The following is a 13,858-nucleotide window of genomic DNA, read 5'->3' on the forward strand; positions in this document are numbered from 1 at the left end:
CTTACACCTTATTTTTTAATTTATGAATTATAACGTAGTTGACCTAATGGATGAATGCGTATAGCGAATGTTGAAACCTAATATAGGTAATAGTCAATGGCACAAAGCGAAGCGCATAGATAACTAACCGCTAGGTTTCCAGTTCCTGGATTAAATTAGCGACAAGAGCCGTCCATCCGGTTTGGTGGGAGGCTCCTAATCCCCGACCGTTTTCCCCATGAAAATACTCGTAGAATAAGACCAAATCTTTAAAATGGGTATCTGTATAGTGTTTGTCATGTAACAGGTTAAAGGGACGTTTCTCATCGGTATCCTTTTCAAAGATTTTGATGAGTCGTTTACTGATTTCATTACTGATTTGATGTAAGTCCATCTTAATTCCACTATCCGTAGGGTATTCAAACTGCATATCCTTACCGCAGAAACTATGGTATTCGCGTAAGGATTGAATAAAGAGATAATTCATAGGCATCCATACAGGGCCACGCCAGTTAGAGTTACCTCCGAACAAGGAAACGGTAGATTCTGCTGGTTCGTAATCAATGGAGTAATCGATTCCATCGATTTGTATTTGATAGGGCGTTTCATGAATTTTGGATAAGGAGCGAATCCCATACGGACTCAAAAATTCTTTTTCGTCCAGTAGGCTTTTTATTAATAATTGTAAGCGGTCGTTTGGGACCAAAGAAAGTAAGAGATCTTCACCATCTTCAAATTCTTGTATGATCGGGAATTTGAGATTCTCCATACGGTACTGTTTAAACCAAAGAACACTTGCCTTAAACTTTGGAAATTGCTCCAAGGTTTCCTTTTTTATGGTCAAAACCGCTGCTAAGGACAGCATACCGGCTATAGAACGTATTTTTATGCGTGCAGAGCGTCCGTCGGGCAATACCAATCTATCATAGAAGAAGCCTTCCTCGCTATCCCAAGTTCCTTCGTATTCGGTATCTATCTTGTTCAATGCCTCAGCAATGAAGACAAAATGTCCAAAATACTTGGTCGCCATGTCTTCATAGGCATCATCTACCTTGGCGATTTCAAAACATATTTCTAGCATATTTAGGCAGTAAAGCGCCATCCAAGCCGTACCGTCTACCTGTTCCAAAGTACCGTTGCCTGGGATGCCATGGCTGCGATCAAACACTCCAATATTATCTAATCCCAAAAATCCGCCTTGAAATACATTATTTTGGTTACGGTCCAATTGGTTTACCCACCACGTAAAATTTAATGCTAACTTGTTAAACATTCGTTTAAGGAACTTTACATCACCAATACCCGTTTTTTCTTTATCAGTTTTATAAATACGTAAAGCGGACCAAGCTTGCACGGGTGGATTTACATCACTAAAATTCCATTCATAAGCGGGAATCTGTCCGTTTGGTGCCATGTACCACTCTTTGGTGAATAATAAGAGCTGTTCTTTCGCAAAACTAGGGTCTATTAAGGCAAAAGATGCACAGTGAAACGCCGAGTCCCAAGCCGCGTACCACGGATATTCCCAAGCATCCGGCATGGAGAGTATGTCGTGGTTCCTTAAAGTTTTCCAAGAATTATTCCGGCCAGAAAGGCGCTCTTTTGGAGGATGGGAATTTTTGGAATCGCCCTCTAGCCATTTTTCCACTTCATAATTATAATACTGCTTGGTCCAAAGCAATCCCGCCATCGCCTGCCTTAGAATCGCTTTTTTGTCTTTGGTTGCTTTTGGAGCCATTTCTTCATAGAAGGCATCACATTCTTTTTTTCGCGCTGTAAAAATAGTATCGAATGCTGTTCCAAAGGGGGCATCTAACGTTTTATCACTTAATCGAAGTACCACAGACACAGAAGCACCACCTGCTATTTTTTTATGATACAGCGGAGCAAACTTAGTGCCTTGTGTATTTTTTGAAGCAAGCGTGTAATCGTTGTTGCAAACTGCGGAATGAAAGAGGTCTTTTTTGAAAGGATGTGCATTTTTTTGAAGATATACCACCTCTCGGTTTGTTTCGTTTTCCGTGAACAAAAGCTGGTCTGCCTCCTGGAAATACAGAGTATAATCTCCTAAATAGGGATGTTCTATAACAGCCGAAGCTTTACCGTTTTGTACACTTTTTTTTATGACAGGCTTTTTAGGCATTTCCTTAAAAGTCCAGTGGTTCCTTAAGGTTACAGTAGGAAGCAGGTGAATTTCAGCAGGTTTGGAATTTCTATTGCTAATTGTAATTTTTATGAGGATGTCCTTATCATCACCCTTCGCATATTCCGTACATACATCAAAATAGGCGTTGTTTTCAAATACGCCGGTGTCCAATAGTTCGTATTCCAGTTCCTTACGGTTTCTTTTTTGATTTTCAGAAACTAGTTTTGCATATGGGAATTCAGCTTGTGGGTATTTGTACAAGTGTTTCATGTAGGAATGCGTCGGCGTACTTTCCAAATAATAGTAAAGTTCCTTTACATCTTCGCCATGGTTACCTTGTGGTCCTGTTAGTCCAAATAATCGTTCTTTTAGGATAGGGTCCTTACCGTTCCAAAGTCCAATGCCAAAACATAAATTACAATACCTGTCCGAGATGCCTGCAATACCATCTTCGCCCCAGCGGTAGGCTCTGCTGCGGGCATGTTCGTGCGGAAAATAGTTCCATGCGTCTCCATGTGCGCTGTAATCCTCCCGAACCGTTCCCCATTGCCGTTCGCTGAGATAGGGTCCCCATTTTAACCAGTCTTTTGTGTCATTGTCTTGTTCTTGAAGTCGTCTAGCTTCTTCGTTTTTTATCATAAGGAATTAGGGGTAGGGTGCTTGGTAAATGAACGCGGTACCAAGCTTTACTAGATTTTCGTTTAAACGGCCTTCTGTACCACCTCAAAAACACGATTGGTATCGCATTTAATCGTCTTAGAAGGGTATTTTAGAATTAGGGCGTAATCGTGCGTAGCCATTAATATAGTGCGCCCAGATTTGTTTATCTCCTGTAACACTTTCATCACCTCTACGCTAGTCTGTGGATCTAAATTTCCCGTAGGTTCATCGGCTAAAATAAGTTCTGGGTCATTCAAAAGTGCCCTAGCAATAGCGACACGCTGTTGTTCGCCACCCGAAATTTCATGCGGATACTTAAAGCCTTTGGTCTTCATACCCACTTTTTCCAGTACGGCCTCTACTTGGGTATTCATTTTTGCGGTGTCTTTCCAACCCGTAGCTTTTAGTACGAACAACATGTTTTGATTGATGTTTCTGTCCGGTAACAATTTAAAATCTTGAAAAACGATTCCCAATTTTCTTCTAAGAAAGGGGATGTCATTTTCTTTTAGGGTCTTTAGATTGAAATCTACAATACTGCCTTCGCCCTGTTTTAAGGGCAGGTCGCCATAGAGCGTTTTCATAAAGCTACTTTTGCCACTTCCGGTCTTACCAATAAGGTATACAAATTCTCCTTTGGTCACATGAATGTTTACCTCGCTCAGAACAAGACTTTCCTTTTGAAATATAGCAGCATCTTTCAGCTCTAAAACAGTGTTATCCATAGTGTAAATGTTGATATAAAAGTAATAAGTTCCTAACGATATTAATGAACTGTTTTCTAAATTCTTTTCCTTTGCTGTTTATTATACATACTTAGGTACCCTATTTGCCGTTATCCATGATAACACGAAAGTGCCACTAAATAGTTAGAGAACGCTATGCTTAAAAAATTCCTAGTTTACATTCCTGTACTTACAGGAATTCTCTGGTCATCCAACGCTCAGGAAACCAAGATTTATACCCACGAACAGAAAGATTTTGAAGACGCCCTTGCCTTGTATAATAATGAGCAATATCAGGCAGCGCAGACTATTTTTAAAAAAATAAAATCGAGTACCGAGAATGAGGAGGTCGCCGCCAACAGTGCTTACTTTACCGCCAATGCTGCTGTGCGATTAAATCAGCAGGGTGCAGATCAATTAATGGAGGACTTTGTTGAAAAATATCCAACCTCCACCAAACGGAATTCGGCTTTTGCAGATGTGGCCGAGTACTATTTTGAAACAGGAAAATATCCCTACGCACTTAAGTGGTATAACAAGGTAAATCAAAATGCCCTGTCACGTGGCGAAATGGAAAAGTTTAATTTTAATTATGGCTATTCCCTGTTCTCATCACGCATGACGGAAGATGCAGAACGCTACTTGTCTAAGGTATCCAACTCTGCCGTTTATGGCTCTCAGGCTAAGTATTATTTAGGGTATATTTCCTATCAGAAAGATGATTATGAAATGGCGAATGAACGTTTTGATCAGATTACAGACCAAGACCTACTGGAGAAAAAGCTAAGTTACTATCAGGCTGATATGAACTTTAAATTAGGCAAGTTCGAAGCGGCTATCGCCCTGGCAAAAAAACAGTTACCAAAATCAGATCGTAAGGAGGTCTCGGAACTTAATAAAATCATAGGGGAAAGCTATTTCAACCTAAAGCAATACAGTAACGCTATTCCCTATTTGGGCGCGTACAAGGGTAAAGGAGGTAAATGGAGCAATACAGATTTCTATTTATTGGGGTATTGCTATTACATGCAAGAGGACTACGCTAATACCATACAGCAGTTCAATAAAATCATTGGGGGTACTAATAGTGTTTCCCAAAATGCGTATTATCATCTAGCGGAATGCTATTTGAAGTTAGACAAAAAACAGGAAGCGTTAAACGCTTTTAGAAATGCGTCGCAGATGGATTTTAAACCAGAAATCCAAAAAGATGCTTTTTTGAACTATGCGCGTTTAAGTTATGAGGTTGGCAATGCTTACGAATCAGTTCCTCTGGTAATCACTAATTATTTGGATACGTATCCAAATGATGAGCACCAAGAGGAAATGCAAACCCTTTTAGTAGATTCTTTTATTACCTCCAAGAATTTTGCAGGAGCCATGGAACTTTTGGAAAAGAACAAGGGCTACGCTACGAAGGCTACGTATCAAAAAGTGGCGTTCTACAGAGGTATAGAACTTTTTATGGAAACTGATTATACCGGAGCCTCCGAGACGCTAGAAAAATCACTTAAGAACGCTGAAGATTTAACGTTTAAAGCACGAGCTGACTACTGGAAAGCGGAGGCAGACTATCTATTAAACCGTTTTGATGCTGCCGCAGCTGGATTTTTATCTGTTAAGCAAAAAACATCCTCAGGGCTTCAAACCTTTTTACCCGATGTCGATTACAGTTTGGCCTATGCCTATTTTAAACAGAAGGATTACGACAAGGCCATAACCTATTTTGCTGCTTTTACCGAGAAAGGAAGTAGCGATGTAGCAAAGCTGAACGATGGCTATTTACGTTTAGGGGATAGTTATTTTGCAACTAGTAAATACTGGCCAGCTATTGAAACATATAATAAGGCATTGGCGCTTAGCGGTCCAGAAAAGGACTATGCTTCGTACCAAAAGGGTATGAGTTATGGTTTTGTGGGTAAAGGAGATACCAAAATCGAAAGTCTCGAAAATTTTATTTCGCAATACACAAGGTCAAGCCTTAGGGACGATGCGCTCTATGAGCTGGGGAATTCGTATATAAACGATGGACAAGAAAGTAAGGGCTTACAGGCCTATGATCGATTGATACGTGAATTTAGAGCAAGCAGTTTGGTGCCGCAGGCCTTAATGCGACAAGGGTTGGTACATTATAATGGCGATAGGAATGAAGATGCCTTGGGTAAGTTTAAGACCGTAGTTCGGGATTTTCCTAAAAGTCAAGAAGCAATACAGGCTGTTGCCACAGCAAAATTAGTATATGTTGATTTAGGTCGCGTAAACGAGTATGCTGCATGGGTAGAAAATCTGGATTTTGTAGATGTGACAGATACCGAACTGGACAATGCAAATTTTGAGTCCGCACAAAAACAGAACAGGGACGGTAAGATAGACGCGGCTATCCGCGGGTACAGAAATTATATTGAACAATTTCCTAACGGGTTGCACGCTCTAGATGCTAATTTCAGTTTAGCCGTATTATACTTCGGTAAAGGTGATAAAGAAGCTGCCTTGCCCTATTACAAATATGTGGCGGATAGAAATACAAGCGAATATGCAGAGCAGGCTTTGACTAGGGTTTGCGAGATGTATATTGGCAAACAGGATTATAAAAACGCTTTACCGTATTTATTAAAACTAGAGACACGGGCAAACATAAAGCAGAATAGAACCTTTGCCCAAAGTAACTTAATGAAAGGCTACTACGAGCAACGGAACTATAACAAGACCTTGGAATATGCCGAGAAGGTATTAGCAACACCGAGCATAGATAATCGTATTAAGAGTGATGCCCAAATTATGATTGCCAGATCAGCCATAGCTACCAATGATGAGGAGATGGCAAAATTGGCATATGCAAAAGTACTAAAGATTGCTTCTGGCGCTACGGCTGCTGAGGCGTTGTATTATGAGGCATATTTTAAACATAGGGATGGCGATGCCGAATCCTCTAATATCACGGTTCAGAAATTGGCTAAGGATTATGCCACCTACAAAGAATGGGGAGGTAAAGGTCTAGTGCTGATGGCAAAGAATTTTTATGTCTTAGACGATGCCTATCAAGCAACCTATATTCTAGAGAGCGTCATTGTTAATTTTGCTCAATATCCAGAAATGGTTACCAACGCAAAAGGAGAGCTCGCTATTATCAAATCTAAGGAAGCACAACGAAATTCCTCAGTAAACCCAAATCAAGATTAATGTACCAAAGTAATAGAACACGTATGTACAAAAGCATAATAGTAGTGGGTGTATTGTTCATAGGCATGCATTACGCAACAGCCCAAGAGGATGATAAGAAGGAAGATATAGGAACGGAGACCGTTACAGTAACCAAGGCATATACGCCTGCGGTTGCGGATGCCTTTAAAATAAAGTCCACACCCAATCTTAATGACTCTATCGTATTACAAAAAAAGAAGATTAAGTATAGTATTTTCTCTGTGCCAGTAGCATCTACGTTTACACCATCCAAAGGAACGGTATCTGCGGTAGAACGAATACCACCCCCCGAACTATTTAACTCCTATGCGTCTTTAGGAGTCGGTAATTATGGCAATGTAAATGCCGATTTTTATACGAATAGGACTTTGAGTAGGGATGAAGATTTGGTTATTGGACTGAACCACCACTCTACTCAGGGTGGTATTGACGGGGTGCAATTAAACGACAGGTTTAGCAATTCTAAAATGGATGCGGCGTATAAAAAACGAGATCGTGATTACAATTGGGGTACGGATGTAGGCGTACAACATCGGTATTATAACTGGTACGGGGTACCAGAGTCCATTTTTGATGATGCCACTATAGCCGCTATAGACGAAGGTCAGAATTATTTTATGGGAGAAGTGTTGGGCCATTTTAATTTAGAGGATTCTTTCTTTAAAGGCGTAGATGCAAAATTTCGCAGGTTCTGGGATTCTGCCCAGTCTGGCGAGAACCGAGCGATAGTTAATGCAGCATTTGAGTTTCCTTTAAACGAGGAGCTATTCACTGTTGGTTTAAATGCCGATTATGTGGGCGGGAGTTTTGAAAATACTAATTTAAGTAACACCGTAAACCTCGGAGGGATAAACTATGGTCAGCTTCAAGCGGGGATACGTCCTAGTTTGCAGATGCTTAGGGATGATTTGTCTCTTAACCTAGGCGTGAATTTAGTGTATGGTATGGATTTGGAAAACAGTGAAGGTAATTTTTATATCTATCCAGCAATAACTGCTTCCTACCGCTTATTAGAGGAAACGGTCATCGCCTATGGTGGAGTGGTAGGGGAGTTACGTCAAAATTCTTTTCATGGATTTGTGGAAGACAATTCTTTTGTTTCCCCCACCTTGGATATAGCACCGACAGATAGTCAATACAACGCTTACATTGGTGTAAAAGGCCAATTATTACCCAATTTAAGTTACAATCTAAAAGGGTCTTATAGTGCGGAAAATAATAGACCCTTGTTTCGATTAAATCCACAGAATTTGGACAGGAATGATGACAGAGGTTACCATTTTGGTAATTCTTTTGATGTGTTCTATGACGATATAAAGACCATTGGTATGTTTGGCGAATTGAATATGGATGTCAACCGAAACTTCACCTTAGGTGTTAATGCTAAGGTAAATGAGTATACTACCGAAACGGATAATCCTGCATGGAATTTACCAAATTTAGAAGCCTCCTTGTTTATGGATTACCAGATTGGGGAGCAATGGTTTGCTGGTCTTAATTTATTCTATGTTGGTGAGCGTGAGGATTTTTCTAGTGTTGCGGTTGAGAACGTACTACCATCAGAATTCCCTGTTATTTTATTAACCTTAGAAGGGTTTTTTGATGCCAATGCCCACGTAGGGTACCGTGTAAATAATCAGCTTTCTTTATTTGTAAAGGCATCCAATATTACCAATAACAATTACCAGCGATGGGCAAATTTTCAAGTTCAAGGGCTTCAGGTATTGGGCGGTGCTACCTATAAGTTTGATTTTTAAAAGTATTTGAGATAAGAATACAAACCCCCTACTTCTACAAAGGAGTAGGGATTTTTCTTATTTTAGGGGTGTGCAACAAACATCCATGAGCTGTCGCGACTCTCGCTTTGTTCTTTTTTCTATCCTCTTTATGCTAGGCATACAGTATACTGATGCTCAAAATCTAGTAAAAAACCCCAGCTTTGAACGTTTCGTCAACTGCCCCCAAAAATTAGGAAATCTACACGATGATGTGGTAGATTGGGTAACGCCCACCAAAGGGTCTACAGATTATTTTAACGGTTGTAGTCAGGCAATGGGAACCCCAAAAAATTTTAACGGCGAGCAACCTGCCAATTTTGGGGTAGGGTATGTGGGGTTTTACTTTTACGCACCAGAAGATTATAGGGAGTATATACAGGCTCCGCTAAGTCAAAAGCTAATAAAGGAGGAGGTATATACGGTTTCTTTTTATGTAAGCTTAGCGGAGCGCTCGGATTTTGCTATTAAGGAATTTGGGATACAGTTCACGGAAAACCCCGTCATGGTACCCACTCGAAAAACCTTATCAAGAATGCACCTTTCCAAAATCTCTGGGGACATCTCCAATTATTTCGAGATAAAATATTCTGATTTCTATTCTGATAAAAAAGATTGGGTAAGGGTAGAAATGGAATTTGTGGCAAAAGGAACGGAGAACTATATCATTATTGGTAATTTTAAAAATAATAGAAGTACCCAAAAATTTAGAACTAAGCGTAACGTCACAAAGGGCTCGTATTACTATGTTGATATGGTATCCGTAGTGCCGCTAAACCTTAAGATTCCTCTTGGAGCAGGTAATCTTACCGATGGAAATTCTTTTCAGCGGGATAGCATCCATACATTTAAAAATTTGCTCTTTCGATTTGACACCTTCGAGTTGTTACCTAATTCGAAAACAGAGTTGGATGAAATAGAAGCCTATTTGTCTCTTCACAAAAACCTAAAGATTCAAATATCTGGCCATACGGATGTTATAGGTAATAGTGCATACAACAAACAGCTATCCGAAAACAGGGCTAAAGCCGTAGCGGGCTACTTGACGAAAAAGGGAATTGACAGTACACGGATATTCTATCACGGATTTGGTAGTGAAAAACCGGTAATGCAAAACGCTACATGTAACGGTCGCCAAGGCAATAGGCGGGTGGAATTTCGAATTACGGATAAGGTATCGCTATTCTGAAATACCATAATCACAGACTAAACCAGTATAACAAACGCTAATTCCAATCAAAGATTTACTTTTGCAGGGAAATTAAAGCATGTCTACCAAACGAAATCTCCTAAGTATTAATCCTGCTAAAAGTCCATTTTTTTATGGCTACGTTATTTTGGCTATTGCCACTGTGGGTGTTTTTTTTAGTATACCAGGGCAAACCATAGGGGTTTCTGTTTTTACGGATCCGGTAAAGGATGCCTTGGGCCTTTCTAGAAATCAGTTTAGTAACGCTTATATGATTGGAACTATTGCAAGTTCTCTTTTGATTGGGCGTGCAGGAGTTTGGTTTGATCGGTTTGGGGCTAGGAAAGTTGCTTCTTTGGCGGCATTGGGTCTAGCATTGACCTTGTTCCTTTGTTCTTGGTCAGCCTCTATGAGCAACCTAGTCAAGGAAATACTAGACCAAGATACCTGGGTTATCCCTTTTATTTTAATGACTATTTTGTTTTTTATGCTGCGTTTTTCTGGTCAGGGAATTTTGACAATGGCATCACGTAACGTAATAATGATTTGGTTCGATAAGAATCGTGGGAAAGTAAATGCTGTTAGCAGTGTGGCCGTTTCCTTGGGTTTTTCTTCTTCACCTTTGTGGGTAAGTGCATTGATTGATTCTAATGGATGGGAACATGCGTGGCGTTATTTGGGCGCTGCCGTATTTCTCTTCAGTATACTAGCATATCTCTTGTATAAAGACGCGCCAGAGGTTTACGGACTTGTTCCAGATGGCGGTAAAATTATTGAAACAGAAGGCTCACAGCCAAAAGCGGTGAAAAAGCAGTACACTTTAAAGGAAGCCAAGTCTACACGTGCCTTTTGGATGTACGGACTTGCGTTGTCCTTCAATAGTTTTTTTATTACGGGACTTACCTTTCATATCGTTTCTATTTTTGAAAATGACGGGTTTGTAAAAGCCGATGCCATCAGCATATTTTTACCGGCCTCTATTGTGGCTGTAACCATCTCAACCATTTTTAATTTTCTAAGTGATTATATTGCATTGCAGCTTTATCTATATTTGTTGCTTTTTGGTGGGGTACTTTCTTCATTAGGGTTTTTGTTACTTTCTACTTCTATAGGCGTTCCGTTTTTAATTGCTGGTTTTGGTATTATGGGTGGATTTTTTGCTGTACTAAATGCCGTGGCATGGCCACGTTTTTATGGAAGGACATACTTAGGAAGTATTACTGGAAAAGTAATGAGTTTTTTGATTTTGGCCAGTGCCTTGGCGCCGAGTATATTTAGTCTAAGTCTGTCTACTTTTGGCTCGTACCATCTGGTCGGTTATTTAGGACTGGTGTTTTTGGCGTTCCTTCTTATTGCTTCGGTAAAGGCGAAAAATCCGCAGTAAATTATCTCTAATTTATACTTGTCTTTCTTTTTTTGAGCTAAAAAGCGATTACCTATATTTTTAATAATCAGAATATTCAGTAGGATAGAGCAGCATAATGTCTGCTTTATTCATATTGTTTTTATAATAGTCATCTTCTTTTAAGGCCTTCCATTTATCAGAAGAAAAGAACCCTTTCCATAGTTCATCCCGTTTGTCCATATTGGAAAATGTTGTCATATACATGAGATTGGGCATCGCATTGCCAGAAATTACTTCGGCATAGAAAACGGCATTAAAACCTAGGCTATTAAAAAGTGCCACCTCGCCGCCTTGGTTAAACATGTGTACCTTGTTTTTGTAAGTTACCTCTGTGGGTGATTCATAACTTCTAAGTTCGTAAACCCTCATTGCCCTTGGTCCTTCTATTTTTACGGGTATCATTTTAGGCATTCCAGTAAACGCCCGCATTAGGACAGAGTTGATGCGTTCATACGGTGCTTTGTTATGTGCTGCTTGTAAATACGGTTCGCCATCGGTAAGATGCGCTTTGTCCTTTAGTAAAAAGTCTTCCAGTGCTTCAAACTGTAGTAAAGATGTAAAGGGGATGAAAACGTAGATTTTATCTGCCTTAACAAACGCGTCATTATGTAGCTTAAACACACCAACACTATTTAGTCCATATCTTTTTAAGGTAGGCAAGAAGGCTTTTTCAAGATAGGTGTCCACCAGCTGCTCTTGCATTTTATTTTTTACCGTATAGGTTTTGAGCTGATAGTACTCTTTTTTGTCTTGAGCATTTATGTATGCACATACAAGTAGTATAAGCAATAGTAACGGAGTTGTTTTAATCCAAGAAAATAACATAGTAGATTTTGTATTGCGATTTTATAGGTTTAAAGTTACTAAATACTTGTATACGAATCGATTATTATAAAACAAGAGAGGCAATTCTCTATCGAGGCACAAAACATCCTACCTTTACAAAAAGCAATTAAATGGATAAGAATTTAGCGGTGCTTATCGATGGGGACAATATACCATCGGCATATATAAAGGAAATGATGGAGGAAATTGCTAAGTATGGCAATCCTACCATTAAACGTATTTATGGCGATTGGACAAACCCGCGATTGGGTAAATGGAAGAATGTGCTACTTGAAAATGCCATTACACCCATTCAGCAATACGGTTATACGCAAGGAAAGAACGCTACGGATTCTGCCATGATTATCGATGCTATGGATGTCCTATATTCTGGTAAAGTAGATGGCTTCTGTATTGTAAGTAGTGATAGTGATTTCACTCGTTTGGCTACTCGGTTGCGAGAGGCAGGAATGCAAGTGTACGGGATAGGTGAGCGTAAAACGCCAAATCCTTTTATCGTGGCTTGTGATAAGTTTATTTATCTAGAAATCCTAAAAAGTCAAGGAGAGGAAGAACCTACGGAAACCGATAAATCCAAACCAAAAACGGAAAGTAAAGTAGATAAGATAACTCCAAAAGCGCTGCGTTTTATGGCTAATACCATAGAGGATGTGGCAGATGACGAGGGCTGGGCTTTTATGGGCGATGTAGGTAGCCTGTTACAAAAGAAACAGCCTAATTTTGATGCCAGAAACTATGGTTTTCAAAAACTGACGCCCTTGATAAATAGTATACCACATTTTGAAATAGAGCGAAGGGAAGATTCCAAGGGTCGCAAGAAGCTTATTTATGTTCGTATTAAAGAGAAAAAGAATACCCGTTCTTCAAAATCTTGATTTTGCTGTAGCAGAGGGTACTGGTAAATAAAAGGAGTGATGCTTTATCAAAATCCATCAGTTTCTATTAAATTATAAATGGCAACGGAATAATTTTACAAATTCTACGTTGTAAGTTCAGATCTAATACACATTTAAAATGATAAAACGATTTCAGTTTTTAGCCGGACTTTTAGTTTTTGTTTTAACAACAAACTACGGAGTATGTGCTGCACCAATTAATCTAATACCAATAACGGAGTCCTTGACTACGATTGTGGATAAAGGAGTTCTTGGTGTTTGGGATTATGAGGTAGAAGGAACGGAGGATGTATATAGAAAAGGAGTCTTGTTTGTTCGTATGGAAAAAGGAATAGCTGTTGTTGAGGTGCATTTAGGTAATGGAGTTTTAACAGGGCAGGATGTAAAAATAGTAGGCGACACCTTGAAATTTATAGTAAACTTAGATGGGGTGGAGCGGGTAGCTATAGTTTTGAACGCCAAAGGCGACAAGATGTTGGGTGAAGCAAGTTCCAATCAGGGAAGTTTTATCATAAAAGGTACTAGGAAACTTGCTCCGAAGTAATGAGACCTAAGTGACAACTCACCATGCATATAAATTTGTAAAAAAGCCGATTACTAAAAACTGGAGGTTTTTGTTTTTAGGTGCTATTTAGAAATGACCTGGTCTTTCAGCTTAGTTTACCACAGCTGGTTTATGCTTTATGGACTAGGTGAAAAAACTATCTTGGGCAATTTATAAACCTAAGATTTAGGGTAAACTGTAAGACTCTTTCAATAATTATATTGACTATAAAGTAAAACTTATTCACACTGCAATCCCCGTCCGGAAAAAATGTCTACGAAAAGAAATTAAAGCCGAGCGAAGGGACATAGTTAGTACAAAACTTATAATACCGACTTTATTGCTTGGAAATAAGAACAGGATTGACTGCGATTGTTCATATATGAAGCATGAAGGTTTAAGTGGTTGTTTTAACTCAGTTGCATTATTTGCAACTTTTCAATGACGATTATTAACGATATTTGTTCTTTATAATTTCTCTGACGCTGTAGC

Annotated in this window: 9 protein-coding genes; 6 read left to right on the top strand and 3 right to left on the bottom strand. The window is 39.4% G+C overall.

Translation table 11 applies throughout. From position 1 onward, the window contains the following. Window positions 1-130 precede the first annotated feature (130 nt). Together Q360_RS0118665 and Q360_RS0118670 are read right to left on the bottom strand one after the other, a co-directional pair. A complete protein-coding gene (locus Q360_RS0118665; RefSeq protein WP_036196303.1) occupies window positions 131-2,764 on the bottom strand; it encodes an MGH1-like glycoside hydrolase domain-containing protein in 2,634 nt (877 codons plus the stop codon). Window positions 2,765-2,826: 62 nt separating this feature from the next. After that, window positions 2,827-3,510 (bottom strand): cell division ATP-binding protein FtsE, encoded by a 684-nt coding sequence (locus tag Q360_RS0118670; RefSeq protein ID WP_027078435.1) that lies wholly within the window; start codon window positions 3,508-3,510, stop codon window positions 2,827-2,829. A 156-nt stretch (window positions 3,511-3,666) separates the two neighbouring features. Here Q360_RS0118670 and Q360_RS0118675 point away from each other — a divergent pair, with 156 nt between their 5' ends. From Q360_RS0118675 to Q360_RS0118690, 4 genes are all read left to right on the top strand, one after another. Then, complete coding sequence (locus tag Q360_RS0118675) at window positions 3,667-6,690, top strand: tetratricopeptide repeat protein (RefSeq protein ID WP_027078436.1); 3,024 nt, start codon at window positions 3,667-3,669, stop codon at window positions 6,688-6,690. Between the two features lie 23 nt (window positions 6,691-6,713). Further along, window positions 6,714-8,468: a TonB-dependent receptor gene (locus Q360_RS0118680; protein ID WP_027078437.1), complete on the top strand. Its 1,755-nt coding sequence runs from the start codon at window positions 6,714-6,716 to the stop codon at window positions 8,466-8,468. An 85-nt stretch (window positions 8,469-8,553) separates the two neighbouring features. Then, entirely contained in the window at window positions 8,554-9,675 is a 1,122-nt protein-coding gene (locus tag Q360_RS23915; RefSeq protein ID WP_245603295.1) for an OmpA family protein, read from the top strand. A gap of 79 nt (window positions 9,676-9,754) precedes the next feature. Next, window positions 9,755-11,059 carry an MFS transporter gene (locus Q360_RS0118690; RefSeq protein WP_027078438.1) on the top strand — a complete coding sequence of 435 codons (1,305 nt, stop codon included), beginning with the start codon at window positions 9,755-9,757 and terminating at the stop codon, window positions 11,057-11,059. A 60-nt stretch (window positions 11,060-11,119) separates the two neighbouring features. On the opposite strand, the gene Q360_RS0118695 is transcribed toward Q360_RS0118690, so the two are convergent. Further along, on the bottom strand, window positions 11,120-11,905 hold the full coding sequence (locus Q360_RS0118695; RefSeq protein ID WP_027078439.1) for an NIPSNAP family protein: 786 nt from the start codon (window positions 11,903-11,905) through the stop codon (window positions 11,120-11,122). Window positions 11,906-12,036: 131 nt separating this feature from the next. Between Q360_RS0118695 and Q360_RS0118700 the strand changes: the two genes are divergently transcribed. Further along, window positions 12,037-12,801 (top strand): NYN domain-containing protein, encoded by a 765-nt coding sequence (locus tag Q360_RS0118700; RefSeq protein WP_027078440.1) that lies wholly within the window; start codon window positions 12,037-12,039, stop codon window positions 12,799-12,801. Window positions 12,802-12,940: 139 nt separating this feature from the next. Further along, window positions 12,941-13,366 (top strand): hypothetical protein, encoded by a 426-nt coding sequence (locus Q360_RS0118705; protein ID WP_027078441.1) that lies wholly within the window; start codon window positions 12,941-12,943, stop codon window positions 13,364-13,366. Window positions 13,367-13,858 lie beyond the last annotated feature (492 nt).

This window comes from Maribacter antarcticus DSM 21422, assembly GCF_000621125.1.
Classification (GTDB): Bacteria; Bacteroidota; Bacteroidia; order Flavobacteriales; family Flavobacteriaceae; genus Maribacter; species Maribacter antarcticus.

Coding starts and splice junctions, on each gene's coding strand:
- Q360_RS0118665 (WP_036196303.1), bottom strand. CDS start 2,764: ATGATAAAAAACGAAGAAGCTAGACGACTTCAAGAACAAGACAATGAC.
- Q360_RS0118670 (WP_027078435.1), bottom strand. CDS start 3,510: ATGGATAACACTGTTTTAGAGCTGAAAGATGCTGCTATATTTCAAAAG.
- Q360_RS0118675 (WP_027078436.1), top strand. CDS start 3,667: ATGCTTAAAAAATTCCTAGTTTACATTCCTGTACTTACAGGAATTCTC.
- Q360_RS0118680 (WP_027078437.1), top strand. CDS start 6,714: ATGTACAAAAGCATAATAGTAGTGGGTGTATTGTTCATAGGCATGCAT.
- Q360_RS23915 (WP_245603295.1), top strand. CDS start 8,554: ATGAGCTGTCGCGACTCTCGCTTTGTTCTTTTTTCTATCCTCTTTATG.
- Q360_RS0118690 (WP_027078438.1), top strand. CDS start 9,755: ATGTCTACCAAACGAAATCTCCTAAGTATTAATCCTGCTAAAAGTCCA.
- Q360_RS0118695 (WP_027078439.1), bottom strand. CDS start 11,905: ATGTTATTTTCTTGGATTAAAACAACTCCGTTACTATTGCTTATACTA.
- Q360_RS0118700 (WP_027078440.1), top strand. CDS start 12,037: ATGGATAAGAATTTAGCGGTGCTTATCGATGGGGACAATATACCATCG.
- Q360_RS0118705 (WP_027078441.1), top strand. CDS start 12,941: ATGATAAAACGATTTCAGTTTTTAGCCGGACTTTTAGTTTTTGTTTTA.